Annotated in this window: 20 protein-coding genes; 8 read left to right on the top strand and 12 right to left on the bottom strand. The window is 60.5% G+C overall.

Features of this window, described 5'->3' with window-relative positions:
- Positions 1 to 495 precede the first annotated feature (495 nt).
- Genes yidC through QVP03_RS10000 form a run of 3 tightly spaced genes read right to left on the bottom strand, consistent with a single transcriptional unit; the run spans position 496 to position 6,250 of the window.
- Entirely contained in the window at positions 496 to 2,442 is a 1,947-nt protein-coding gene (yidC, locus tag QVP03_RS10010) for a membrane protein insertase YidC (RefSeq protein ID WP_018695028.1), read from the bottom strand.
- Positions 2,443 to 2,482: 40 nt separating this feature from the next.
- A complete protein-coding gene (locus QVP03_RS10005) occupies positions 2,483 to 4,102 on the bottom strand; it encodes a CTP synthase (RefSeq protein ID WP_022333318.1) in 1,620 nt (539 codons plus the stop codon).
- Positions 4,103 to 4,114: 12 nt separating this feature from the next.
- A complete protein-coding gene (locus tag QVP03_RS10000; protein ID WP_407934856.1) occupies positions 4,115 to 6,250 on the bottom strand; it encodes a DUF349 domain-containing protein in 2,136 nt (711 codons plus the stop codon).
- A 261-nt stretch (positions 6,251 to 6,511) separates the two neighbouring features.
- Between QVP03_RS10000 and QVP03_RS09995 the strand changes: the two genes are divergently transcribed.
- The 7 genes from QVP03_RS09995 (at position 6,512) to buk (ending at position 13,295) form a co-directional block, all read left to right on the top strand.
- Positions 6,512 to 7,183 carry a response regulator transcription factor gene (locus QVP03_RS09995; RefSeq protein ID WP_022333316.1) on the top strand — a complete coding sequence of 224 codons (672 nt, stop codon included), beginning with the start codon at positions 6,512 to 6,514 and terminating at the stop codon, positions 7,181 to 7,183.
- Positions 7,184 to 7,213: 30 nt separating this feature from the next.
- Positions 7,214 to 8,305, top strand: coding sequence for a glutamate 5-kinase (gene proB, locus QVP03_RS09990; protein ID WP_022333315.1), 1,092 nt, complete (start codon positions 7,214 to 7,216; stop codon positions 8,303 to 8,305).
- A gap of 6 nt (positions 8,306 to 8,311) precedes the next feature.
- A complete protein-coding gene (locus QVP03_RS09985) occupies positions 8,312 to 9,562 on the top strand; it encodes a glutamate-5-semialdehyde dehydrogenase (RefSeq protein WP_022333314.1) in 1,251 nt (416 codons plus the stop codon).
- A gap of 107 nt (positions 9,563 to 9,669) precedes the next feature.
- Positions 9,670 to 10,038: a fluoride efflux transporter FluC gene (locus QVP03_RS09980; RefSeq protein WP_022333313.1), complete on the top strand. Its 369-nt coding sequence runs from the start codon at positions 9,670 to 9,672 to the stop codon at positions 10,036 to 10,038.
- A gap of 12 nt (positions 10,039 to 10,050) precedes the next feature.
- Positions 10,051 to 11,253 carry an acetate/propionate family kinase gene (locus QVP03_RS09975; RefSeq protein ID WP_022333312.1) on the top strand — a complete coding sequence of 401 codons (1,203 nt, stop codon included), beginning with the start codon at positions 10,051 to 10,053 and terminating at the stop codon, positions 11,251 to 11,253.
- Between the two features lie 19 nt (positions 11,254 to 11,272).
- Positions 11,273 to 12,181, top strand: a complete 909-nt coding sequence (locus tag QVP03_RS09970) for a phosphate acyltransferase (protein ID WP_018695020.1) — start codon at positions 11,273 to 11,275, stop codon at positions 12,179 to 12,181.
- Between the two features lie 46 nt (positions 12,182 to 12,227).
- Complete coding sequence (gene buk / locus QVP03_RS09965; protein ID WP_022333311.1) at positions 12,228 to 13,295, top strand: butyrate kinase; 1,068 nt, start codon at positions 12,228 to 12,230, stop codon at positions 13,293 to 13,295.
- A 279-nt stretch (positions 13,296 to 13,574) separates the two neighbouring features.
- Here the strand turns inward: buk and QVP03_RS09960 are convergent, their stop codons facing one another.
- From QVP03_RS09960 to aroQ, 3 genes are all read right to left on the bottom strand, one after another.
- A complete protein-coding gene (locus tag QVP03_RS09960; RefSeq protein WP_018695018.1) occupies positions 13,575 to 15,023 on the bottom strand; it encodes a lipopolysaccharide biosynthesis protein in 1,449 nt (482 codons plus the stop codon).
- Between the two features lie 3 nt (positions 15,024 to 15,026).
- Positions 15,027 to 16,502, bottom strand: coding sequence for a pyruvate kinase (pyk, locus tag QVP03_RS09955; RefSeq protein WP_022333310.1), 1,476 nt, complete (start codon positions 16,500 to 16,502; stop codon positions 15,027 to 15,029).
- Between the two features lie 149 nt (positions 16,503 to 16,651).
- Complete coding sequence (gene aroQ / locus QVP03_RS09950; protein WP_018695016.1) at positions 16,652 to 17,080, bottom strand: type II 3-dehydroquinate dehydratase; 429 nt, start codon at positions 17,078 to 17,080, stop codon at positions 16,652 to 16,654.
- A gap of 262 nt (positions 17,081 to 17,342) precedes the next feature.
- On the opposite strand from aroQ, the gene thiL reads away from it, so the two are divergent.
- The gene (thiL, locus tag QVP03_RS09945) at positions 17,343 to 18,281 is read left to right on the top strand and encodes a thiamine-phosphate kinase (protein WP_022333309.1); all 939 of its coding nucleotides are present in this window, start codon (positions 17,343 to 17,345) and stop codon (positions 18,279 to 18,281) included.
- A 133-nt stretch (positions 18,282 to 18,414) separates the two neighbouring features.
- On the opposite strand, the gene QVP03_RS09940 is transcribed toward thiL, so the two are convergent.
- The 6 genes from QVP03_RS09940 to QVP03_RS09915 all read right to left on the bottom strand — a co-directional run bounded on the left by QVP03_RS09940 (position 18,415) and on the right by QVP03_RS09915 (position 26,758).
- Positions 18,415 to 18,690, bottom strand: a complete 276-nt coding sequence (locus QVP03_RS09940) for an FtsB family cell division protein (RefSeq protein ID WP_022333308.1) — start codon at positions 18,688 to 18,690, stop codon at positions 18,415 to 18,417.
- Positions 18,690 to 19,325, bottom strand: coding sequence for a 7-carboxy-7-deazaguanine synthase QueE (locus QVP03_RS09935; protein WP_022333307.1), 636 nt, complete (start codon positions 19,323 to 19,325; stop codon positions 18,690 to 18,692). Before QVP03_RS09935 ends, QVP03_RS09940 begins: the two co-directional genes overlap by 1 nt.
- Entirely contained in the window at positions 19,326 to 19,868 is a 543-nt protein-coding gene (hpt, locus tag QVP03_RS09930; RefSeq protein ID WP_022333306.1) for a hypoxanthine phosphoribosyltransferase, read from the bottom strand. It abuts the gene before it with no gap.
- 215 nt (positions 19,869 to 20,083) lie between these two features.
- Positions 20,084 to 22,408 (bottom strand): glycoside hydrolase family 3 N-terminal domain-containing protein, encoded by a 2,325-nt coding sequence (locus QVP03_RS09925; protein WP_022333305.1) that lies wholly within the window; start codon positions 22,406 to 22,408, stop codon positions 20,084 to 20,086.
- A gap of 157 nt (positions 22,409 to 22,565) precedes the next feature.
- Positions 22,566 to 24,413: a beta-N-acetylhexosaminidase gene (locus tag QVP03_RS09920; RefSeq protein WP_022333304.1), complete on the bottom strand. Its 1,848-nt coding sequence runs from the start codon at positions 24,411 to 24,413 to the stop codon at positions 22,566 to 22,568.
- Between the two features lie 92 nt (positions 24,414 to 24,505).
- Positions 24,506 to 26,758 carry a glycosyl hydrolase family 28 protein gene (locus QVP03_RS09915; RefSeq protein WP_022333303.1) on the bottom strand — a complete coding sequence of 751 codons (2,253 nt, stop codon included), beginning with the start codon at positions 26,756 to 26,758 and terminating at the stop codon, positions 24,506 to 24,508.
- Between the last annotated feature and the right edge of the window lie 24 nt (positions 26,759 to 26,782).

The raw sequence follows: 26,782 nt of genomic DNA, 5'->3' as shown, positions 1-26,782 counted from the left end.
TTTCGTTCCCCACTCTGCGCCCCTGGATTTCCGTACTCCAAATCCTGCGCCCCGGATTCACACCCGGCTTCGTACTCCGGCAGCTGTCGTGCCCCCTCCCGGGCCGCGCCCGAAACTCCGTCCCGCCCCGAGGCAACTTCGACCTTGCTGCCCGGATTTATTCATCTCCGGCTGCGCGCCCCGGCAGCTGTTGTGCACAGCCCCGGCTGCGCCCGCGGCCCGATCCTCCCCTGAGCGCTTTCCGAGGAGACTTCTGCCTCGCCGCCCGGCAACACCTGAAAAGGCCGCCGCCGCGTAGTCGGGATATACGATCGCAAACCCGACGGAGCAAAAACGAGGCCGGAGCCGGAAACCCGCATCGCAGGAACCGCCTCCGGCCTATTCATATCGCGTATCGTCGGGCTTCGCGGAACCGCGCGGGCCACCGGGCTTCACGCATCGGCCTGCACCGTATCCGGCAATCCCCGCCGCCGGCCCTGCGCCGGTGCGAACCGTTTACTTGCGTTTGGTACGCTGCTGCGCCTCCTGCTGGCGGAGGAGCTCCTCGTAGCGCTGCTGGAACTTCGACTTCTTGCCCTTGCTCCGTTTGGCGGCATTGGCCTGCATGACGGCATGGATCTTATCGTCGTCGACCATGCGGCGGATCAGCAACGTCTGGCCGATGGTAAAGAGGTTCGACAGCAGGTAGTAGTAGCAAAGGCCGCTCGAATAGCTGTTGAACCACAACAGCATCATGATCGGCATCATGTAGACCATCATGAACTTCATACCGGCCATCTGGGGCTGGGACGAAGCCGTCTGCTGGTAGTTGAAATACGAATACCCGAACAGCGACACGGCCATCAGCAAGGCGAAAAGGCTCACATGGTCGCCGTAGAACGGGATCGAGAACGGCAGGTTCACGATGCTGTCGTACGACGAAAGGTCGTCGGCCCAGAGGAACGGTTGTTCGCGCAGCTCGATCGAAGCCGGGAAGAAACGGAACATGGCGATCAGGATCGGCATCTGGATCAGCATGGGGATACATCCGCCCATGGGGTTGATGCCCGCTTTTTTGTAGAGCTCCATCGTCGCCTGCTGTTTTTTCATGGCGTCCTCCTTCTTGGGGTATTTCTTGTTGAGCTCGTCCACCTGCGGTTTTATCAGGCGCATCTTTGCCATCGAAACGTAACTCTTGTACGTGAGGGGCGAGATGACGAGTTTCACCAGGATCACCAGGATCAGGATAATGATGCCGAAGCTGGCGATATAGTTGCGCAGGAAGTCGAAGACCGGGATCACGCACCAGCGGTTCACCCAGCCGAAGATACCCCATCCCAGCGGGATCAGGCGCTCCATGTGCAGTTCCTCGCCGTCCGCAGCGACGACCTTCTTGAGGATGGCGTATTTGTTCGGGCCGAAATAGAATGCGAAATCATACCCTTCGGTCTGCACCGTATAGGGCACGGTCATCTGCGCCGAAAAACTCTTCAGCAATTCCGAACCGGGAGCCGCCGTATCGAACGCCAGGTTGGCGTTGGTGACATTTTGCGGGGCGATGAACGCCGACGAAAAGAACTGCTGCTTGAAAGCCACCCAGTTGACCGATGTGGAGATGCTCTTCGACTTGGATTTTTCGCTCATCCCCAGATCCTCGATCGAGCTCTCGCCCGGGAACCGGTACGAAATCGTCGTGTACATGTTCTCGTTCTGGAATCCCTTTTCGTTCTGGTAGGAATTGTTCGACCAGTCGATACCGATCGACGCCTGGTTGGCCATCTGCGGCGCCATATTCACCAGCCGCACGTTGAAGTCCACGAGGTAGTCGCGCTCGGGCACCTGCTTATTATATATAAGGTACTCATATTCGAGCCAGGCATCCGCTGCCACGGGCAGGCGCATCACCACCCTCCGGGCATCGCCTTCGACCTGCTCGGGCTGCGCCCGGAAGACATAGTCCATCGTGTTGACCTTGACGTTGTTCAACCCGTTCTTCACGTAGAACGAAAGGTCGAACCTGGCACTCGCGGGATCCATCAGCTCGATCAGCTGGTCACGCTTGCCGCGGGGTGCATACTTGGTATAATCCTTGAGCGTCACGCCCGTGATCCGGCCGCCGCGGGTCGAAAAGGTCACGATCATCACATCGTTCTCGACGGTAAACTCCTCCGCCTCCGCGTCACGCGCACCGGCGAGGTATTCGCCCAACGCAGCGACCTGCTGCCGGCGTACGGCATCGGCGGCATTTGCCGCAGCCTCGGGCGCAGCCGTATCCGAAGCCGCCACGGCCGTACTGTCGGCTACGGGAACTACGGGGCGCGTCGCAGCGGCCACAGAATCCTGATAGGCCTGATACGCGGCCATTTCCTGCTGATATTTCTCCTGCTGTTTGGTATTGAAATAGGCGAACCCCAGGAAAAGCGCCGCCACGACGACAATACCTAAAATTGTTTTTTTATCCATTTAAAAATGTTTCGTTCTTTCGCTGTGATAAGTGTTGTTACTATTTCTTCCCGGCATATTCGAGCGCCGCTCCCACAAATGCCACGAACAGCGGCGAGGGGCTCAACACCGTACTCTTGTACTCGGGATGGTACTGCGTACCGACGAACCAGGGATGTCCCTCGACCTCGACGACCTCGACCAGCCCCGTGTCGGGGTTGATGCCCACGGCCTGCATACCGGCACCTTCGAACGCAGCCATATAGTCGTTGTTGAATTCGTAACGGTGACGGTGGCGCTCCGAAATATGGAGTTTGCCGTAGGCCGCCGCGACTTTCGAACCCTTCTTCAGCGTACAGGGATAAGCGCCCAGACGCATCGTGCCGCCCTTGGCCGTCACCCCCTTCTGCTCTTCCATCAGGTCGATCACCGGATGGGGCGTAGACTCCATCTCGCTCGAGTTCGCATCGGCGATGCCCAGCACGTTGCGCGCGAATTCGATCACGGCGCACTGCATGCCGAGGCAGATTCCCAGGAACGGGATCTTGTTCTCACGGGCATAGCGCACGGCGACGATCTTGCCTTCGATGCCACGGTTGCCGAAGCCCGGGGCCACGAGGATACCGGACATCCTGCCCAGCTTCTCGGCCACATTCTCGGCGGTGATCTTCTCCGAATTGACATAGCGCAGCTTGACCTTGCAGTCGTTCACGGCGCCTGCGTGGATGAACGATTCGCAGATCGACTTGTAAGCGTCGGGCAATTCGGTATATTTGCCGACCAGCGCGATCTCGATCTTCTTGGCAGGGTGCTTCACCTTCTCCACGAAGGCCGTCCACGCCGCCATGTCGGGTTCCTTCTCGGCCGGCAGGTTCAGTTTGTCGAGCACCACCTCATCGAGGTGCTGTTCGTGCATCTTCAGCGGCACTTCGTAGATCGTCGGGACGTCGATCGACTCCATCACGGCGTTGGCGTCGACATTGCAGAACAACGCCACCTTGCGGCGCAGGTTGGTCGACAGCGGATGCTCCGTGCGCAGCACGAGGATGTCGGGCTGCAACCCGTTTTCGAGCAGGGCCTTGACCGAATGCTGCGTGGGCTTGGTCTTCAGCTCGCCCGAAGCGGCCATATAGGGGATCAGCGTCAGGTGCACGAGGGCCGTGCTCTTGTAGCCCAGCGAATAGCGCAGCTGGCGTACCGATTCGATGAACGGCAGCGACTCGATGTCGCCCACCGTACCGCCGATCTCGGTGATGATCACGTCGTAAACTTTCTTCTGCGCCAGCATCTGGATACGGCGCTTGATCTCGTCGGTGATATGGGGGATGACCTGCACGGTCTTGCCCAGGTACTCGCCCTTGCGCTCCTTCTCGATCACGCTCTTGTAGATCTTTCCCGTCGTGACGTTGTTGGCCTTCGACGTGGGCTGGTTCGTGAAACGCTCGTAGTGCCCCAGGTCGAGGTCGGTCTCGGCGCCGTCCTCGGTCACGTAGCATTCGCCGTGTTCATAGGGGTTCAGCGTGCCGGGGTCGACGTTGATGTAGGGGTCGAGTTTCTGGATGGTCACCGAATAGCCTCGGGCCTGCAGCAGGCGGGCGATCGAGGCCGAAATAATACCCTTGCCGAGCGACGATGCGACACCGCCCGTAACAAATATGTACTTGGGTTTGGAAAGTTTCATTACTGACTATATCTATTTATTTTCGTTGTGCTCCTGGTTCTCCTCCTGTGCCTGGCGGTCGATGAGCTTCACCTTCTCGATCGCGGCGGCCATCTCTTCGCGGGCGCGGTCGATCTTGGCCTTCACATCGGCGACGAGCGCCTCGGCGTTCTTCGACTTGGCGAAGAAACCGATGTTGTTCTCCAGCAGGCCGATCTCCTGTTCGAGCTGGCGCACCTTATTGTAAAGGCGCTCGCGCTCCGAACGCAGGCGGTTGCTGCCCGCCGATTTGAGCGTCGAGACCTTCTCGCGGAAACGGTTCATCGAACGGTCGCGCTCCGAACCGCGCAGCGTGTTGAACAGCGCATCGACGGCGGCTTTGTATTTCTTCTGGACAGCATCCTTCTGCTTGATGGGCACGAACCCGATCTCGCCCCAGCGGCGCTGGAACTCGCGGATCACGTCGTATCCGCCGGCCTTGACGTCGGCCGCGGCCATCTCATCGAGCAAGGCGAGTTTCTGCCGGAGGTTCTCCTCGTGCTCGCCGTCCACACTGGCAAAATGCGAAGCCTTGCGCTCGAAGAACTTGTCGCATGCGGCACGGAAACGCTTCCAGATCGCATCCGAATGGCGGCGCGACACGGCACCGATCTCCTTCCAGCGGGCCTGCAGGGCGATCAGCTCGTCGGTGGCCTTCTTCCACTCCTCGCTGTTCATCAGCGACTCGGCGGCCTCGCATATCTCGGTCTTCAGCTGCAGGTTGTGCTCCATCTCGGTCTTCACCCCGGCATAAAACTGCCGCTTGGCCTCGAAGAACCTGTCGCATGCCGTGCGGAAACGCTCGTAGATACGGTTGTTGTCCTTCTTGGGTGCGAAGCCGATGGTTTTCCAGGTCTTCTGGATCTCCAGCAGGCGGTCGCTCGCACGGTTCCACTCCTTGCGGGTCGTGAGCGGCTGCGCGGCCAGCTCCTCGGTGGCGGCACAAAGCTCCGTCTTGAGTTCGAGGTTTTTGACCTGCTCGCCCTTGAGCGATTCGAAATGCTCCTGATGCTGTTTGTTGATACGGCTCGACGCCGCCTTGAAGCGCTCCCAGAGCACCTCCTTATATTCATTGGCTACGGGGCCCGTCTCGCGCCACTCGTCATGCAGCTTCTGCAACTTGTGGAACGCCTCCACGACCGAAGGCTCCAGCACCAGCGCTTCGGCCTGCTCGCAGAGGGCGATCTTCTGCTCGTAGTTCTTCTTCAGGTCGAGGTCGCGCAGCTCCTTGTTGATTTTGATGAAGCTGTAAAAATTCTCGACATGCAGGTTGTAGGTCTCCCACAGGTCTTTGACGTTCTGCTGCGGCACGATGCCGGTCTCCTTCCAGCGCTGCTGCAATTCGCGGAACTTATTGAAGGTATGGTTGAGCGTCTCGTCCGAATTGACCAGTTCCTTGAGCTCCTCGATGATCCCGAGCTTGACCTGGAGGTTCTTCTCCTTCTCGGCCTCGAGGTTTGCGATGAACTCGTCGCGGCGATGGCGGTACTCCTTGAACAACTCCTTGAGCTGTACTTCGGCGCCGTCCACGGCCGGTGCGAAATCCTCCTCGCGGCCCCCTTCCTCGACGAACTTGCGGCGTGCGGCCTCGACCTCGGCGCGGCGGATGCGGTAGAAAGCGATCTTCAGCGCCTCCACATCCCGGCGGATCGACTGCACGGGCTGCTCTTCGAGCATACGCATAAAGAGGGCTACCAGCTCTTCCTTGCCCTTCCCGGCAAACTTGTCCTCGGCGGACGGCGCTTCCTGGGCCAGTTGGTCGGCAGCGGCCTCTTCAGCCGTCTCGCCCTCCAGTTCCAGCCCGGCATCCTGCGCGGCGAGCGCCGCCTCCTCGTCCGCGAAATCCACTTCGGCACCGGCCGGCACGGCCTCCTCGCCAGATTCGGTCTCCACCGCCTCGGCAACGGGCTTGATACGGGCACGCTTCGCACGCGGCGCGGCCTCGGGTTCCGCCACGGGCTCCTCCGCCGCAGGCGCTTCAGCCACGGGCACCTCTGCCGCGGGCACCTCTGCCGCGGGCGTTCCCGCAACGGATTTTTCCGTCTCGGGTTCTTCTGCCGCGGGTGTTTCCACGACGGGTTCCGCCTCCGCTGCTGCGGAGGCCTCGGTTTCAGGGACTTCGGAAGTCACTTCGGAAGTTACGGTCTGCACATCTTCAGCAGCATCGCTGACTCGCTCCTCGGGAGCAGGAAGATTCGGATTTTCAGTAGCCATCTCAGTACACGTTTTTGATTTCCATATATACGGAAGTATATAAATCTCGCAAATATAACCATTTTTCCCGGGCTACCGAACGATTTAGCCGGAAATTTGCTAACTTCGCCCGAGATATGAGCGGCACGCAACCGCGCCCAATTGCCGCGTGCGATACAAAACCTGTCAACCGGAACCATGAGCCACCGCATCCTGCTTGTCGACGATGAAATCGACATCCTCGAATTCGTGAGGTACAACCTCCAGAAGGAGGGCTACGAAGTATTCACGGCGCAGAACGGCGCCGAGGCGCTGAAGGCCGCCGCCAAGTACCGTCCGCACCTGATCCTGCTGGACATGATGATGCCCGTCATGGACGGTGCGCAGACCTGCCGTGCCATCCGCCAGGATCCGCAGCTGCGCGACACGATGGTGGTATTTCTCTCGGCGCTGGGCGAGGAGGATCAGCAGCTTACGGGCTTCGGCGTCGGGGCGGACGACTACCTCACCAAGCCGATCAAGATGAAGCTGCTGGTCAGCCGCGTGCAGGCCATCCTCAAGCGGATCGACGCCGAAACCGCGCCGGCGGAACCTGCCGCGGCAGGTATCGCCGTCGACCGCGAGCGTTACACCGTGACGCGCGACGGCAACGAGATAGCCCTTCCGCGCAAGGAATTCGCGCTGCTCGACCTGCTCTATTCGTCGCCCGGGAAGCTCTTCTCGCGCGAGGAGATATATACGAAGATCTGGGGCACCGAGGTGGTCGTGGGCGACCGCACCATCGACGTGCACATCCGCAAACTGCGCCAGAAGATCGGCGACGAACGCATCGTCACCATCAAGGGCGTGGGCTACAAATTCGAACCCTGAGCCGGGCCATTCCCGGCGAATGAAACGCATATGGACACACAGAACAAATACCGGCGCATCGTCATCAAGGTGGGCAGCAACGTGCTGACGCGCGACGACGGCCGTCCCGACACCACCCGCATCTCGGCCCTGGTCGACCAGGTGGCCCGGCTCCACCGCGCGGGCACCGAGGTCATCCTGGTTTCGTCGGGGGCCGTGGCCTCGGGGCACAGCATCCTCGGGCAACGCGCCGGGAAGCTCGATTCGGTCTCCGCACGGCAGCTCTTCTCCGCCGTGGGGCAGGTCAAGCTGCTCAACCGCTACTACGACCTCTTCAACGAATACGGCATCGTCTGCGGGCAGGTGCTCACCACCAAGGAGAGCCTCTCCACACGGCGGCAGTACCTCAACCAGCGCAACTGCATGGTGACGATGCTCGCCAACGGCGTGCTGCCGATCGTCAACGAGAATGACACCATCTCGGTCACCGAACTGATGTTCACCGACAACGACGAGCTCTCGGGGCTCGTCGCGGCCATGATGAACGCCGAGGCGCTCATCATCCTGAGCAACATCGACGGCATCTACGACGGCTCGCCCGCCGACCCCGCGTCGCAGGTCATCCGCCGCGTGAAACCCTCGGAAGACCTTTCGCAATACATCGACCCCGTACGCTCGTCGCGCGGCCGCGGCGGCATGGCCACCAAGAGCCGCGTCTCGTCGCGTGCGGCGGCCGAAGGCATCGAGGTCATCATCGCCAACGGCCGCCGCGACGGCATCCTCACCGACCTCGTACTGGCCGCAAAGGATGTGCCCTGCACCCGGTTCGAACCGGCTCCGAGGGCAGCCTCGGGCGTCAAGAAATGGATCGCCAGCAGCGAAGGGTTCGCCAAGGGCATCCTGCGCATCGACCAGGGCGCCGCCGAAGCCGTCCGCGCCAGCAAGGCCGCCAGCATCCTCGCCGTGGGCGTCACAGCCGTCGAAGGCGACTTCGAGCGCGACGACCTGGTGCGCATCCTCTCGCCCGACGGGGCACAACTGGCCGTGGGACGCATCTCGTGCGACAGCGGCACCGCCCGCCGCAACATCGGACGCAAAGGGCTCAAGCCCCTCGTCCACTGCGATTACCTCTACCTGGAATAAACGATTATGGACTACGAATCCCTGTTCAAGGCCGCCCGGAAGGCCGGGACGGCGCTGACCGACGTCGAACCCGAACGCCTCGGCCGCATCCTGCAACACGCCGCAAGGCTCCTGCGCGGGCATACGCCCGCATTGCTCGAAGCCAACGCCCGCGACATCGAGGCCATGCCCGCCTCGTCGCCCATGCTCGACCGCCTGCGGCTGACCCCCGAACGCATCGACGCCATCGCCTCCGACATGGAGGCCATTTCGCACCTGCGCTCGCCTCAAGGCGAGGAACTGGCGCGCTGGACGCGCCCCAACGGCATGACCATCGTCAAGCGCCGCGTACCGTTCGGCGTGATCGGCATGGTCTGCGAAGCCCGCCCCAATGTCACGGCCGACATCTTCGCGCTCTGCGTCAAGACGGGCAACGCCTGCGTCCTGAAAGGGGGCAGCGACGCCCGCCATTCCAACGAGGCGATCGCGGCGCTGCTGCACGAAGCGCTCGGCGCCGAAGGCATCGACGAAAACACCTTCACGCTGCTCCCCGCGGGGCACGAAGCCGTGGGGGCGCTGCTGAGCGCCGTGGGCTATGTCGACGTAGTCATCCCGCGCGGCGGGGCGGGGCTGATCCGCTTCGTCCGCGAGAACGCCCGCATCCCGGTCATCGAAACGGGCGCCGGCATCGTCCACACCTATTTCGACATCGACGGCGACCTCGAAAAGGGACGTGCCGTGGTCTGCAACGCCAAGACGCGCCGCGTGAGCGTCTGCAACGCCCTCGACTGCCTGGTCATCCACCGCGGCCGCCTCACCGACCTTCCGGAGCTGTGCGCACCGCTGGCCGGGGCGCATGTGACGGTCTACGCCGACGAAGAGGCTTTCGCCGCCCTCGACGGGCACTACCCCGCCGGGTTGCTGGAACATGCCGCCGAAGAGCATTTCGGCACCGAGTTCCTCGACTACAAACTGGCCGTCAAGACCGTCGCATCGCTCGACGGGGCACTGGCGCATATCGCCCGCTACTCGTCGCGCCATAGCGAGGCCATCGTCACCGAAAACAAGCAGGCCGCCACGCAGTTCACGCGCAGCGTCGACGCCGCCTGCGTCTACGTCAACGTCTCGACCGCCTTCACCGACGGCGGGCAGTTCGGCTTCGGCGCCGAAGTGGGTATCTCGACGCAGAAACTCCACGCCCGCGGCCCGATGGGACTGCCCGAGCTCACGACCTACAAGTATATCGTCTCGGGCGACGGACAAATCCGCCAACCTTAAACCCCGATACGACAAAAAACCTCGAAAAAACGGCAGGAAAAATAACAATCCGTAAGCATTTTTTCTGTAAATTTGCATATCCTTAAAATTTGGCGTATATTTAACTTATGATTCGTGAACTTCTGGCCGTAGGATGCGGCGGTGCTGCCGGCAGCATCGTCCGTTACCTGCTTTCCGGCGGGATCATGGCGGGGCAGACGCTGCTGGGATTCCCAGCGGGTACGTTCACGGTCAATGCCGCGGGTTCGCTGCTGATCGGCATTCTACTCGAAGCTACCAGCTCCGAGACACTCGGATGGCTGCTCATCGTGGGTTTCTGCGGCGGGTTCACCACTTTTTCGACCTTTTCGGCCGACGCGGTGCGCCTGCTGCGTGCGGAATGTTACACGGCGGCGGCCTACGTGGGGCTGAGCGTGGCAGTATGCATTGTTTTTGCAGCCGCCGGCATGTGGATAGGAACGACATTTAGAAATTAACTATAAAGAGAAATGGTAATTTTGGTATTGAACTGCGGCAGCTCGTCGATCAAGTATCAGGTGATCGACATGGAAGCCGCATCGAGCAAACTGCTCGCGAAAGGAATCGTGGAACGCATCGGCCTGCCGGAAGGCGACCTCACCCATAAGCCCGTCGGCAAAGAACCGTTCGAGCTGCACCGTCCCATCCCCGACCACACCACCGGCATCAAACTGGTGCTCGACGCGCTGACCGACCCCGTACACGGCGTCATCGGCTCGCTCGACGAGGTGAAGGCCGTCGGCCACCGCGTGGCACACGGCGGCGAGTTCTTCCCCGAGAGCTGCATCGTGACCGAGGAGGTGAAATCCAAGATCCGTTCGCTGTTCGAAATCGCACCGCTGCACAACCCGGCCAACCTCGAAGGCGTGCTGTCGATCGAGAAAGTCCTGCCGGGCGTCCCGCAGGTCACCGTCTTCGACACCTCGTTCCACCAGACCATCCCGGCCGTAAACTACATGTACGCCCTGCCCCACGCCTATTACGACAAGTACCGCGTGCGCAAGTACGGCTTCCACGGCACCAGCCACAAATACGTGGCACAGACCGGCGCCCGGCTCGCGGGCCTCGACTTCGAGAATTCGAAGATCATCACCTGCCACATCGGCAACGGCGCATCGGTCACGGCCGTGCTCAACGGCAAGTCGCATGACACGTCGATGGGCTTCTCGCCCGTGGACGGGCTGGTGATGGGTACCCGCTGCGGCAACGTCGACCCCAGCGCCATCACCTTCATCGGCGAAAAGGAGGGCATGTCCTACGCCGAGGTGAACGAGATGATGAACAAGAAATCGGGCGTTTTGGGGCTCACCGACCTTTCGAGCGACATGCGCGACATCGACCGCGCCTACGACGAAGGGAACCCCCGCGCCATCCTCGCCCGCGACATGCACTACGGGCGCATCCGCAAATTCGTCGGGGAGTATGCCGCCGAAATGGGCGGCGTCGACCTGATCGTCTTCACGGGCGGCGTGGGCGAGAATTCGTGCGAGATGCGCGAGACGGTCTGCACGGGGCTCGAATTCATGGGCGTCGAGTTCGACCACGCAGCCAACAAGGGCGCCCGCGGCATGGACAAAATCCTTTCGAAACCCTCCTCGCGGGTCAAGGTCGCCGTCATCGCCACCGACGAGGAACTGGTCATCGCCACCGACACGTACAATCTGGTAAAATAAATAAAAGCACAACACCACAATGATCCAACATCTTACAGAAATCGTCGACGAGGCGAGAAAAAGGGGTAAAAAACGGCTGGCCGTAGCCTACGGCCAGGATTCGCATACGCTGGAAGCCGTCTACGAAGCCTACAAGGAAGGTATCGTGGAGCCCACGCTGTTCGGTGAGAAGAAAGTCATCGAGCAGGTATGCGCCGAAAACGACATCGACATCAAGGCATTCAACATCGTCGACGAGGCCAGCGACGTGAAATGCGTGCAGCAGGCCGTGGCCGCCGTCGTGGCGGGCAACGCCGACGTGCTGATGAAGGGACTTGTCTCGACCGACAAGTACATGCGCGGCATCCTCAACAAGGAAGCCGGGTTGTTCCCCCCGAAGGGCGTGCTGAGCCACGTGTCGATCGTCGAGATGCCCTGCTACCACAAACTGCTGGTCATCTCCGACGTCGCGGTCATCCCGCTGCCCGACTTCAAACAGAAGATCAAGCAGATCGGCTACCTTGCAAAAGTCGCCAACCTGCTGGGCATCGAAACCCCCAAGATCGCCTGCATCGCCCCCTCCGAGCAGCTGCTCCCCAGCGTCATTTCGTCGACCGAAGGCGCCCTGCTCGCCAAAATGGGCGACCGCGGACAGCTGGGCAACGTCATCATCGACGGCCCCCTGTCGCTCGACGTAGCACTCTACAAGGATGTCGCCGAGCACAAGAAAGTCAAAGGTTCGTCCGTAGCGGGCGACCCCGACTGCCTGCTTTTCCCCAACCTGGAGTCGGCCAACGTCTTCTTCAAGTCGGTGACGCACCTCTGCGGAGGCGAACTGGCCGCCATGGTCGCAGGCACGAAGGTGCCCTGCGTACTGACCTCGCGCGGCGACACGAGCAAGACCAAACTCTACTCGATCGCACTGGCTTGCCTGGCCGTAAAACAATAGGCACACACCTACACCAACCTACCAACTACTAACCGGAACCGAATTTATGGGCTTCAAAATCTTAGCGATAAATCCCGGCTCTACGTCCACCAAGGTCGCCCTCTATGACGAGGAGCGGCCTTCGTTGGATCTGACCCTGCGCCACACGGCCGAACAGATCGCACGTTACGCCAACATCATCGACCAACTGGACTGGCGCCGGGAAATGATACTCACGGCGCTGTCCGAACACGGGTTCGACATCATGCAGCTGTCGGCCGTCATCGGACGCGGCGGGCTCGTACGCCCCATCCCGGCCGGCGTATACGAAGTCAACGAAGCCATGCGGCGCGACCTGACGAACGCCACGATGGAACACGCCTCGAACCTCGGGGGATTGCTGGCCGCCGAGATCGCCGCCATGGCGGGCGTCAAAGCCTACATCGCCGACCCGGTGGTCGTCGACGAGATGGAGGAGGTGGCACGCCTGAGCGGCCATCCCGACTGCCCGCGCAGGTCGATCTTCCACGCACTCAACCAGAAAGCCACGGCACGCCTGCACTGCGACCGCATCGGCATCGTCTACGAAAAGGCGAACCTCGTGGTCGCACACCTGGGCGGGGGCATCTCCGTCGCCGCGCACAAACAGGGACGTGTCGTCGACGTCAACAACGCGCTCGACGGCGACGGTCCCTTCGCACCCGAGCGGGCGGGCAGCCTGCCTGCGGGCGAATTCGCCGACCTTTGCTTCTCGGGGCGTTACACGCGCCGCGAAGTCCAGAAAATGCTGGCCGGCCAAGGCGGGCTCGTCGCGCACCTGGGCACCAATTCCATGATGCAGGTCTCGGAGCGTATCGCGCAGGGCGACGAAAAAGCCCGGCTCGTGGCCGAGGCCATGTGCTACGGCATCTCGAAGCAGATCGGCGCCATGGCCGCCGCCATGTGCGGCCGGGTCGACGCCGTCATCCTCACCGGGGGCATCGCCCACAACGAGTTCGTCGTGCGATACATCGAACAGCACTGCTCGTTCATCGCCCCCGTTTCGGTCTACCCCGGCGAGAACGAACTCGAATCGCTGGTCGCCAACGCACTGGTCGTCCTCCGCGGCACCATCGTCCCGAAGGTCTACGCCTGACGGGTAAAGGAGCTGCGCACGCGACGGAGCCACCCAAGCGGCAGCGACCGCCAAGGCAGCAAGTCCCGGACACCGCATACGCCGTGCAAAACGGCGAACCGCGCGCCAAACAGAAACCGGGCTGCAAAACGGAACCGCGCGCCAAAGCACCTCACAGGCAAACAGGAAACACACCGCCAAACAGGTACCGCGCCGCAACAGAAACGTCCGCCGGATCAATATCCGGCGGACGTTTTGCCTGTGTATATCCGGCAGTGACGGCCAGCCCCGGCAGCCGGCCTATTTGCGGATGAACTGGCGCCTGGCCAGTGCGACCACCTCGCGGAAGGCTTCGAGCCGGAACAGTGCAGAAAGCAGGACGTAGCTGACCACGCCCGCGGCGACTTCGGCCAGCAACCGCAACAACGCATTGCCCGGCACCGCCAGCGCCGTAACCCGCACGAGAGCGTACATCGCCCCGGCCACGAGCAGCATCGGCAGCACCGTGCGCACGAAGCGTCCTGCGCCGAATGACGTGAAACGGGTCGTGGCGAAGAAGTTGATCGCCATCTCGCAGAAGGCGATCACCACCAGCCCCCAGATGACGGCCTGGACGCTGACCGGAATCGTCACGGCGAACACCACCGACATCATCACTTTCTTGGCGACCTCCAGTTTTACGATCAGCGCACCGCCGCTCTTGACTTTCAACACATTGTAGGCCACCAACCCCAGCGGGTAAAAAAGCCCGGCCAGGCATACCGCTTCGAAATAAGGCACCGTCGCCATCCACTCCCCTCCCAGGAAGACGGCGAACATGTCCTCGGCGATGGCCGACAGACCGAGCATCACGGGGAACATGGCATAGGCCACGACCATGACGATCTGCCGGTAACTTTCGGCCAGTTTCGGCGCGTCGTCCTTGATCTTGGCCAGCGCCGGGAAGGTCACGTTCTGCACGGCCTGCATGGCCGAAGTCGCCGGCTGGTCTTTCAGCTTGACGGCCTGCTCGTACGAGCCGAGTGTCTCCTGCGGATAGAGTTTCCCGAGAAATATCTGGGGCACCTTGTTATAGAGGGTCGAGATGAAATCGGTAGCCAGCAGGCTGAAACTGTACGGCGCCATTTCGCGCAGCGGCCGCCGGCTGCACTTCCCGCAGGGACGCCAGTCGCTCAGCCACCACAACAGCAAGGCCCGCACGGAGGCCTGCAATACGCGCTGCACCACGATGCACCAGATCCCGAACCCGGCCAATGCGAGGCCGATGGCCACCATCCCGGCGATGAACCACGAGGCGAAGGTGACCTTCGAGAGCAGTGCGAAGCGGAATGTCCGGACAAAAATCGTATTCTGGATCGCACATGCGGCGCTCAGCGGCAGTTGGAGGAAGAATACCGGTGCTATCCGCGTGATTTCCGGCATGTCGTAGAACCGCGCGATGCTCCCCGCCAGCGCTACCAGCACCCCGTAAAGCACGAGCGCAACCCCGACGTTGAAGGCGAAGACCGATTTGTAATCGTCGGCCGTAGGTGTCCCCTTGCGGATCAGCGCCTGCGAAAAGCCGCTGTCGGCAATCACGATCGCCACGGCAAGGAAGGCCGTCGGGATCGCAATCACACCCATGATGGCGGGGTTCAGCAGCCGCAGGATCGTAAGGCTCACGGCCAGCTGGAGAAGCATCGTACCGACTTTCTCGGCCATGCTCCACGCCACGCCGCTGGCTACCTTATCCCTGAGCTGCCCGTCCACAGCCTAAGATTTTTGCGCGGCAACGATCTCTTCGTTACGCTTGCGGATATTGAGGATATTGGCGATCTCGACGTAAGACGCACCGCCGTCGGGGCCGAAACTGCCGCCCACGATTGCCAGCAGGTCTTGCCCGTCGAGCTTCTGGTGCTGTTCGATGACCTCCAGCGCGTCGATCAGGAAGTGGTACCTGTCCTTCAGCTCCTGGTTGCGCAGGATCGGCACCACGCCGTACGACAGGGCCAGGATACGCTGCGCATGCAGCTGATAGCATACGGCCATCACGGTTTTCTGCCCGCGGAATGCCGCCAGGTAACGGCCCGTACGGCCGGTCTTGGTATCGAGCACCACATATTTTATCGGCAGGTTGGTCGAGGCACGCACGGCCGAACGTGCCAGCTGCGCCGTGATCTCGTGGTTCACCGAGACCATGTCCATGTCGATCATCGGTTTGAAATGCGTCTCGTCACGCTCGATCTCGCGGGCGATGCGGGCCATCGTTTCCACCGATTCCACGGGAAAGTCGCCCATCGCCGTCTCGTCGCTCAGCATCACGGCGTCCACGCGCTCGTAAATGGCACTCGCCACGTCGCTCACCTCGGCGCGCGTCGGACGCGGGCTCTTGACCATCGAATAGAGCATCTGAGTGGCGATAATCACCGGACGCTTGGCGCAGATGCACTTCTCGACGATACGCCGCTGGGTATTGGGAATCGCCTCGGCGGGAAGCTCCACGCCCAGGTCGCCGCGCGCCACCATGATGCCGTACGACGCTTCGATGATCTCGTCGATGTTGTCGAGCCCCTCGCGGTTCTCGATCTTCGAGATGATCTTGATCTTGCTGCCGTGGGCATCGAGGATGTCCTGCACGGCTTTGATGTCCCTGGCGCTGCGCACGAACGAATGTGCGATGAAGTCCACGTCGTTCTTCACGGCCCACTCGATAAACCGGCGGTCTTTCTCCGTCACCGAAGGCAGGTTGATCGACACCGACGGCACGTTGACGCTCTTGCGCGAACGCATGGCGCCGCCCACGACGAATTCGCAGATCAGCTCCTCGGCGGTCTTTTCCACAACACGGATCTCCAGCTCGCCATCGGCGATGAGCATCCGCGCCCCGACGGGTATGTCATCCACGATGTTGGGGACGTTCATGTAAACCACCTTGCGGGTCGTCTTGTCGCTGCCGTCCGAGCCGCGCACGGCGACACGGTCGCCCGGCCGGAAATTGATGCTGTTGCCGTACTCGTCGGCGATCGTCGTGACACGGATTTCGGGGCCCTTCGTATCTATCATGATCGGGATAGCCGGGTTAACGCGGTGTACGGTCTCGACAATATGCGTAGCGCCCTCTTCCGAGACATGCGCCGAATTGACACGAACCACGTCCATACCGGCATCGAAAAGGTTTTTCACGAACTCTTCGGTGCAACGGAAATCCGACATTGTTGCGACGATCTTGGTTTTTTTCATTCTATACATAAAAGTATGATGCTAAAATATTAGTATTTCGACATTTTACGTTACGCCCGGTGCCGCTCCTGCACACGCTCTGCGCGGACAGCCCCGGGGAACTTCCGCACGCCCTCCCCTACCGGGCCGGGGAATGGGCCGCTCCGGGAACCCGGGGCTTACTCCCTGCCGCGGAGCAACAGGGCCTCGACGCCCAGCCGGTATGAATCCAGCCCGAAACCCATGATCGACCCCACGGCCACGGGAGCCAGGAGCGAGACGTGGCGGAACTCCTCGCGCGCGAGGATCGACGAAATGTGCACCTCGACGACCGGCACCGACACCGCCGACACCGCATCGCGCAGCGCCACCGACGTATGGGTATATCCGCCGGCATTGAGCACCACACCGTCGTAGGTACCGTCGGCCTGCTGTACGGCGTCGATCAGCTCGCCTTCGAGGTTGGACTGGAAATAACCGAACCCAACGGCCGGATAGAGTGCTTCGAGCTCCCCGAAAAAGGTTTCGAAAGTCCGGGTGCCGTAGACCCCGGTATCGCGCCGCCCCTGCAAATTGAGGTTCGGGCCGTTGAGAATCAATATCTTCATCTTCGAGACTGTTTGACACGCACGGCATACCCGGCGCAATCCGCAGGCAAAGATAGTGATTTTAAAGAATTTTTAATACCTTTGTTCGACATCGCCCGTTAAATAATGATTTCAAACGCCGCCCACGCCCCTGCCGCGGTTCGCACAGGCTTCGTTCCCGTCCCCAGGCGGGGACTCCGCCCCCGGGGCGGCAGCCGCACGTGAAAAACCCGAAAACCCGCACCGGCCGGCGGGGCGCCGCGGCCGGACACACCCGAGAACCATGACCGAATTCGGATTCATAGACCACATAAAAGAACTCTTCGCCGCTCTGCCCGACAACGGGTTCGAAGGGATCGGCGACGATTGCGCCGTGCTCCCCGTCGGGGAGGGCGAATCGCTGGTCTTCACGACCGACATGCTCGCCGAAGGCGTCCATTTCCTGCGTCCCGCAACTTCGCCCCGCGAACTGGGGCGCAAATCCCTTGCCGTAAACCTGAGCGACGTCGCTTCGATGGGCGCCCGCCCGGTGGCTACCCTGCTGTCGCTGTCGCTCCCGGCCGACACGGCCGGCACATGGGCCGAAGAGTTCATGCTCGGCTACCGGGAACTCTCCGAAGCGTTCGGCGTCACGCTCGCCGGGGGCGACACGACCCGCTCGGCGGCAGGCATCACGATCAATGTCACGGCCATCGGCCGCATCGCCGACGCACACATCAAGCGCCGCAGCGGGGCACGCCCCGGCGACGCGATACTCGTCGCCGGAGAACTCGGACTTTCGGGCGCCGGACTGCATGACATCCTCGCCGGACGCTACGACACCCCCGCCGCCGCAGCCCACCGCAACCCGCTGCCCCAGGTGGCCGAAGGCATCTGGCTCGGTGCACGCTCCGAAGTACACGCCATGATGGACCTCTCGGACGGGCTGGCCTCGGATATCCGCCACATCATGGAGCGCTCGGGGGTAGGCGCCGCGATCGACATCGGCCGTATCCCCCTCGCCCAAGGGGCAGACGTCGAAACAGCCGCCTGCGGGGGCGAGGATTACAAGCTCCTGCTCACGGCCGACGCGGCGGCCGCCGACAGGCTCGCCGCCGATTTCCGCGCACGCTTCGGCACGCCGCTCCACCCCGTCGGCCGCATCACGGGCAGCGGCAAATTGGAGTGGCTCGAAAACGGCCGGCCCCGGGCCCTGGACTGGCACGGGTTCACGCATTACTGACCGGGTGTTGGCAACGGCCACCACCCCGGATTTACCGGGCAGGCGGAAAACGGCCGCATCCCGGCAGGCACGGCTGTAACACAAAAAAACGGCAGCCCGCCGGGTCGCCGTCAAGTCATACGGATCGGAAAAATCACTCCTTGATGATGTATACATGCTCGTCGCTGCGCTGCATGTGATAGTTCTCGCGGGCATACTCCTCCAGATAGTCGTCGTAGCGCAGGCGCTCCAGCAGCGTGCTGTCCTGTTCGATCCTGGCCCGGTAAAACTCCCGTTCCCGCTCCAGGGCGTTGATCTGCCGCTTGATCTTCACTGCATGCAAAAGGTTCCGCCCCACCACGAACAACGTGACGACGACGATGACCGCCGTGGCGGCGATCCAGAACTTTTTGCCTACTTCGAAGCCCATCAGGGTATGTGCATGTATTTATGAGTCTGGATCGAGATATTCCATTTCGGATGCGCCTTCGCATACTCGACGATCGCGGGCATCATGCGTTCCGCAACGCTCCACTCGGGTTGCAGGTAGAGGATGCACCCGGCTCCCACCCGTGCGGCATTGCGCTCGGCCCATTCGAAATCGGCCTCGTCCCCGACGATCACCTTCAGTTCGTGCGCCTTCCCGAACGCTTCGTCCAGCGGCGGTTGCTGCCGCTTGGGCGACAGGCACACCCAGTCGAAATACCCCGAGAAGGGGTGCGTCCCCGACGTTTCGAGGAATATCTCCAGCCCCTTGGCGTGCAGTGTTTCGGTCAGCACCCCCAGCGGATAAAGCAGCGGTTCGCCGCCCGTGATGACGATCGCCTGCGCAGGACATGCCGTAGCACGGTCGATCACCGTCCGTACGTCGGTCGGGGGATAGAGCCTGGGGTTCCACGTGTATTTGGCGTCGCACCAGCGGCATCCCACGTCGCATCCGCCCAGGCGGATGAAATAGGCGGGTTTCCCGGCATGGAAGCCCTCGCCCTGGATCGTGTAGAAATCTTCGACCAGGGGCAGCTTGCGCCCGCCGTCGAGCTGTTCGATATCGGTCTTCAGAGCCATCTATTCGGTAACCACGTAAATATCCTTCAGGCTGCGTCCCAACTGGTCGTAGTCCAGGCCGTAGCCCACGATGAACTCGTTGCCGATCTCCATGGCGCGGTACTTGATCGGCAGTTGCTTGCGGTAGGAACCCGGTTTGAAAAAAAGCGTGCAGACCTCGATGCTCGCGGGATTATGCGACTTCAGCTCGCCGATCATGTGCTCGATGCTCTCGCCCGTGTCGACGATGTCCTCGACGATGATCACATGGCGGCCTTCGATGCTGTTGTTCAGCCCGATCAGGTTCTTCACGCACCCCGTCGAGCAAGTACCTTCGTACGAGGCCAGCTTCACGAACGACAGCTCGTTGTTGAACTCGATTTTCTTGATCAGGTCGCTCATGAACATGAACGAGCCGTTCAGTACGCCCACGAACAACGGCGTCTCCTTGTCGCGGTAGTCCTCGTTGATGCGGCAGGCTACGGCGGCCACGGCCTCGTCGATCTTGGCGGCGGGGATCATGATCCTGAACTTTTTGTCGTGAAGTTTGATGATATCCTCCATTTCAGTTACGGTTATTTGTGCAAAAATAACTATTTGCCTGCAAGAAACGAACGATTCCGACAAAAATAATCCGAAATAATGCGAATCCCCCAAAGGCTGTTGCCCGTTTCCGAGCCGGCAGCAGGCCGGATCGACAACACATAATTCCGGCAGGAGGCAAGAAAAAACCGTCCCATGCAGTGAGGACGGCCTTTCAATATTACACCTAATCGTACTTACGGGATATTGGGTGTATCCCAGACTTTGGTTTGCGTGCAACTGATCCGAAGCGTTTCACTGCCGCAGCGCATCCTGAATTCCCCCTCCTCGAGCCTCCAGCAGCCGTCGTGCCCGACGAAGGCCAGGTCGCTGGCCGGAACAGCGAACGTCACCGTGCGGGATTCGCCCGGTTCGAGCGCAACCTTCTCGAAATCACGCAGGCGGATTACATCCGGTGTAAGGCTGGCGACCAGGTCGCTCGAATAGAGCATCACGGCCTCCTTGCCGGCCACTTTACCGACGTTGGTCACATCGACCGTAAAGGTCAGCACATCGTCGGCACCGAACATGCGGCGGTCGACACCGAAATTGCTATATGCAAATTCCGTATAGCTCAGCCCATGCCCGAACGGCCACTGCACATCCATCACGGCGTCGTAATTGTATTCGCCCGTCATGGCTGCCATATTCTCGCAGGGCTTATAGTCGTAAGTCGCCAATGCACCGACCATGCGCGGATAAGTGAACGGCAATCGGGCGCTGAAATTTGCATCTCCCGCAAGCAGGTCGGCCAGGGCATCGCCGCCGTAATTGCCCGGCAGCAGGATGTCGACCACGGCCTGCGCAAGCGGCTCGATATCGCCTATGACGCGCGGGCGGCCTTCATTGAGGATCAGCACAAGCGGCTTCCCGGTCGCCGCAAGGGCCCGCACCAGCTCCTTCTGGTTCTGAGAAAGGTTCAGGTCATCCATGTTACCAGGCGTTTCGCAGTAGGAATTTTCGCCTATACAGGCAATAATCACATCGGCTCCGGCCGCCGCTGATACGGCCTTGTCGATCCCTGTCACGCACTCTTCCTGCCAGTTGTCATAGCGGGGCGGCGCATACTCCACACCGGGGACATAGTCCACATGGTCGAATTTATTGCGTAAAGCCTCATAAATGGTATTGTAGTCCCCGGCAAATTCGTCACAGCGGTCGCCCTGCCACGAATACGACCATCCTCCGTTGAGGCAGCGCATCGAATTGGCATTCGGCCCCGCGAGCAGTATCCGTGCAGACCGCTCCAGCGGCAACAGGCCGCCTTCGTTCTTGAGCAGTACCTCCGACTCCACGGCAGCCTGCAATGCCACGGCAGCATATTCGTCACTGGCGAATTCCGGGAAATCGCCGGTATTCCAAAACGGTTTTTCGAAAAGGCCGAGGCGGAATTTCAGGCGCAGCACACGGCTCACCGCATCGTCGATGCGCTCCATGGAGACCTGCCCCTCCTCGACAAGTTCCCTGAGATAGATACAGAAATCCCAACTCGACGGTACCATAGCCATGTCGATACCGGCATTGACCGCAATGCGCACGGCATCCTTACGGCTCGCGGCAATATGGTCGCGCTCGCAAAGGTTGTAGATGTCATTCCAGTCCGTCACGATCAGACCGTCCCAGTTGAGTTCCTCCTTGACCCATCCCGTGAGCAACTCCCGGTCTGCATGGAACGGCATACCGCCGTTGCTGGCCGAGTTGACCATCAGCGACAGCGCCCCGGCCCGAATGCACTCCATAAAAGGAGCGAAATACTTCTCCCTCAACACATTTCGAGTCACCGAAGAGGGTGTGCGATCCTTGCCCGACACGGGTACGCCATAGGCCATGAAATGCTTGATGCAGGCCGCGACATGACGGTCGTCGACACGGTTGGGATCATCCCCCTGGAATCCGAGCACCGACGCCACGGCCATCTGCGAATTGACGTAAGTGTCCTCGCCGTAACTCTCCCACATGCGCGGCCAGCGCGGATCGCGCCCCAGATCCATGACCGGGGCAAAGGTCCACGGTATCGCACATGCCCGGGTCTCATAAGCCGAAATTTCGGAGCATCTGCGCATGAGTCCGCGATTGAACGACGCCCCCATATTGATGCCCTGCGGAAAGAGGGTCGCCCCCTGCGTATAGGATGCGCCGTGAATCTGGTCTACCCCATAGATACAGGGAATCCCCAGTTCGTCGAGCGAACGTTGCTGGATGCAATTGATAAACCTGGCCCACACCTCACGGGGCTGCCCCACGCCGAAGGGAATATTCAGGATCGACCCAACCTTATAGCGGCCGATCACCGTATCGAGCAGCGCCTCGCTCAACACCGGGTGCTGCGGGTCGCTCTGGTCGATCACCACCCCGGCCGTCAACTGGCACATCTGCCCGATCTTCTCTTCGAGGGTCATCTTTTGGAGCAGCTCCCCGATGCGGGTTTCTATCTTTTTATCGGGCGCTATGGCCGGGGGTATCCGGGTACATGCGGCCAGTCCGCCCAGCAAGCCCAGAAACAAAATCGGAATTTTTTTCATTTCTATTTTTGATATTCGGTTTTCTGGTATATCCACTCAAGGTCTTTTCTGAACCGGCACCTGCCCCGAATCCGTACCGGCAACGCAAATACCACAGGTACAAACCCCGGAGGCCATGCTGTCCGGGTTCCGGCACGAGAGAATCAGGGGGGGGGCATCAGCGGTTCGTCGAAGCATATACCTCGGGAGTTTCGAGATAGGTATAATAATTCTCCACATCATGACACGCGTCGACGTAGAGTTCGGCAATGCTGCCGGCAGGTTTCCCTCCGGCAAACAGGGCCGCCTTCACGGTCGTCCCGGCCTCCACGACGAACGGGCCGGAGTAGATGTCCGACCCGACCGTCGGGTCGCTGCCGTCGAGCGTATAACGCACTTCGGCCGGATATTTTTCCGTATCCAGCGTAACCCGGGCCTTGCGGCCCTCCCTGACGATGCGTGCCGTGATCTCGACATCGTTGCTAAGCGTGAAGGCATTGACCCCACGGGCAAGCAAGCGGGGGATCTGGCTATTGACACGACGGCGGAAGTCCGCCCACAGACGGCGCTCCCGGGGTGTCCATCCCAATTCGGCAATGGCGAGCAGGCGCGGAAAAATCATGTATTCCAAATGCTCGGGAGTACCTATGAACTCGGCCCATGTGCATCCCTGCACCCCGATAATATGCGATGCAGCATTCGGGCGGATGTGCTCGACCGAATCCGGGGCCACATATTCGCCTTTAACAAGCGACTCGTTGGCCGCAGCCCTTTCGGGCGTATCGGGGACAGGTTCGAAGCTGTACATTTTCTTGATGGGTGAGAATCCGCTCATCGCCCGCGGCTGCGTGTGCGGATTAGCCTGGTACCAGTCGAAATAGATGATTTCGCCCGGAGACATGACCGCGTCGTACCCGCGGTTGGCGGCTTCGATAGCCCCCCTCTGTCCGCGGTACGAAATCGCAACGGACGTAGGCCGCAGATTGTTCCGCAGTATCTCGTCCCACCCGACCATCATCCGGCCGTGTTCGGCAAGGAATTTTTCGGCATGTTCGATCAGGTAACACTGCACTTCGTCCAGACCACCCAGCTCCTTGGCGAGCAACTGGCATTTGGGGCAGGTTTTCCAGGCGGCCTTGCGGGCTTCGTCGCCGCCGATGTGTATCCGCCGGGAAGGAAAAAGCTCCATAACCTCGGTCAGCACACCGTCCATGAATTCGAAAGTTGCGGGATTGCCTACGCAGAATTCGCCGCTCGTATAGGGCTTTCCGCTGCAACACAATTCCGGATAGCCGATAAAAACCTCGTCGGAGTGCGCCGGGAATTCAATCTCGGGAATCACCTCGATATAACGGGCCGCAGCATAAGCCACGATCTGCCGGATGTCATCCTTCGTATAATAACCGCCATAGGCCCCGGGCGTCCCCTCCGGAACGTAGCGTCTGTCGCCGAATTCCCACCACTTGAGCCAGTCGGCCTCCGTCCGGAAAGCTCCGAGCCGGGTCAGCAAAGGGTACCTGTCGATCTGAATGCGCCAGCCACCGTTGTCGGTCAGGTGCAGGTGGAAGACATTAAGCTTGTAACGTGCCATTTCATCGAGTATCTTGAAAACCTCTTCTTTGGCAAAGAAATGGCGCGAAACGTCGAGATGGATACCCCGGTAGCCGAAACGCGGATTATCGGTAATCTTCACACACGGGATACCTTTTGCCGTGAGCAGCTGCAGCAGCGTCTGCCGGGCATAGAACAGCCCGGCGGAGTCGGCCGCGGTGATCCGGATGCCGTCGCTGCGGACTTCGAGCCCATACCCCTCGCGTGAAAGGTTCGGCGAAGAGGCATCGAGTTCACAGACGACCCTGCCGTCGGCGACACCCCGGGCGAAAGACACGCTGTCGGTCTGGAAATAGCCGCCGGTAAAGGTCATCTCCGCGGGCAGGGGAACAAGGTCTGCACCCGGCTGCGGATCGTGGCATGCCACCGCAAAAAGCAGGCTCGCGGCAACGGAAATCTCTGAAATGATTCTCATATACGGAATAGAAATTAATACTCCTTGCCGGGGAGCCCGGACAACCGGGCTCCGCCGGAAAGGGCAGGAATGAATAAAATGGATTGAATGTACTATTTGAACGATATCCAGGTGTGTTCCCAAGGCTCGCTCGAAGCATCTTTCAGGACGATCTCCTTGCCGAAGGAGGTGATCTTGCGCGAATTATAGATCAGGTTGTCGAAATCTATACTCGTATAGGTATTGTTGACATTTACCTGCGAGGGCTGGCACCCGAGCCCGTCGAGGATCGTCACATTGCGGAAGACCACATTCTTCATCTCGCAGGACTCGCCTTTGTTGACCTGGCTGGTATAGATCGGGGTGCCCGAAGAATGGATATTGTCCACCACGCAGTCTTCGAAGAGCACGTTGTCGATCAGCGCCGGCCCTCCGGCCTCCGAAAAATCGCCCAGTTCCTGCATAATGGCGAGCGCCTGTCCGCGGGCAGCCTCCAGCACGGTACAGTTGCGGATCTCGATATTGCGGATATCGCCCGATGCCCACCATACGTTGCCGCACTCGGGGCCCACGACGATGCCGCGGGCATAGTCGCCCCAGATGATACAGTTGGTGATCCTGATGTCGTGGACATTGCCATAGGGATCGGCATTGGAACGCACCTTGAGCGTGATGCAATCGTCGTAAGCACGCAACATGCAATCGTTGATCGTGGCCCCGGTGACCGTACACAGGTCGATACCGTCGCCGTTGAGATCCCAGTGGATCATATTGATGTTTTCAATGGCCACGTTATCGGTATTCATGACGCGCAGGCACCAACTCGGGGCATCGATCATCGTAACGCCTTCGATCCGGAAGTCCGTATAGCCGCCCTCGTGTTTGTTCCCCTGCACGTCGATCATCACATCGGCGTTGGAAAACTCCTCGCCCCAATGGCGCATCTTCTCGCCGGAGATGACGCCCCGGCCTGCAATCGTCACGCCGTTGCCCCTGACCTGTATGTTCTGCGGATAGAGCACCGCCCCTTCGTCGACATAGAGCGTTTGCCCCTCGGTCAGGACGATAATGCCTTCCGTATGCTCACCGGGGCCATAGTAGCTCACATTGCCGCCCGACACCGCAGGCTTCCGTGTATCGGGACGGCTCGGCATGAGGAACAGGTTGTGGTAGCGGTCGCCGTCGAACTCGACCGACACCTTGCGTTTCTCATACGCCGGAAGCGTGAATTCGACCGTATTGCTGCTGGCGCTCTCCTTGGTCGTAATCCCGTACGCCGACGGACGTACGGCCACACGCGAAAATCCGCTGCGTTTTTCGACCTTCACACGCACGGCATCCGCAAAATCGTGGGTAAAGAGCGCATAACACATCGTATCGCGCAGTTTCTTGGAGTTGTCCCAGTCATTCCATATTTCCTCGTGATGGTTCGGGGAATCGGAACAAAGGGCATTGCGCACCTCGACGGTCTGCCAGCGGCGATCCTTGAGCACGTATACGTTGTAATAGGGATTCGCGTCCCTGAACTTGTCGTCGCCCGGCAGCACCGGGAAGAATTCGCCCTTCGTCAATTCACCGCCCTGTTCACCGTAGGCCGCAACGCGGTAAGCCACATCGTACGTGAACTCCTCTTCCAGTTTCGAGAAGTCTATCTCCAGGTCGATCGTCTGCCCTGCAGCGACACCCTCCCGCAGCATCATGTAACCATCTGCTTCCGAATTGGGGAACCTGACCTTGAACCCCAATTTCCAGGCCGCTGTCTGCCGGGCCATCGGGAAGATGTTGAACTCCGCCCCCGCGCGGCCTACCTCGACCTGTTTTTCCAGCGCCTCACCGAAAGGTTCGGTCTTTCCCGAAGCGATGTAAAGCGCATCGGTCATACGCGGAAGGGTGAGTACGACGGATCGCAGCGTATCGGGGGCATTTACCAGTACCACCTTCACGGACGAGGTAAGCGGTTTGAGCGTAAAACCCTTGCTTATCTGCTGCCGCGTCGCGCATTGCATCCAGATCGCAGGGATTTCGGCGTCGATATCCTCCACACGCAGGATATACTCGGTCGAGTGCGCCCCGGTGGAGGTGTTCGTAAACGAGAGGTTGTCCTGCGAGGCGAATGCGAGCGCCGTCGCCCGGTTGCCGGATGTTTCGATCCCCCGCAGGGCAGCCTGGCTGGGAGCCATTTCCACCTCCGTACAGCGGTTGTCGTCGAAGCAGAAGATAGCCTGCGGCCAAGAGGCGATCCCGTCAGGAGTATACCCGTCCTGAGTGTTGTAATCGGGATTGAAGGCAAACGTATCGTCCTCGGCGCAGGATGCCGAACAGAAGATCGCCGCAAACGCGAATGTCGCCCAAATCTTGTTTTTCATCGTATCGTATTTTTATCGGTTTGA

The sequence above is a fragment of the Alistipes sp. CAG:29 genome, from assembly GCF_000435435.1.
Classification (GTDB): Bacteria; Bacteroidota; Bacteroidia; order Bacteroidales; family Rikenellaceae; genus Alistipes; species Alistipes onderdonkii.
The sequence above is the reverse complement of the archived record's forward strand: the minus strand, read 5'-3'. Positions and strand labels throughout refer to the sequence as shown.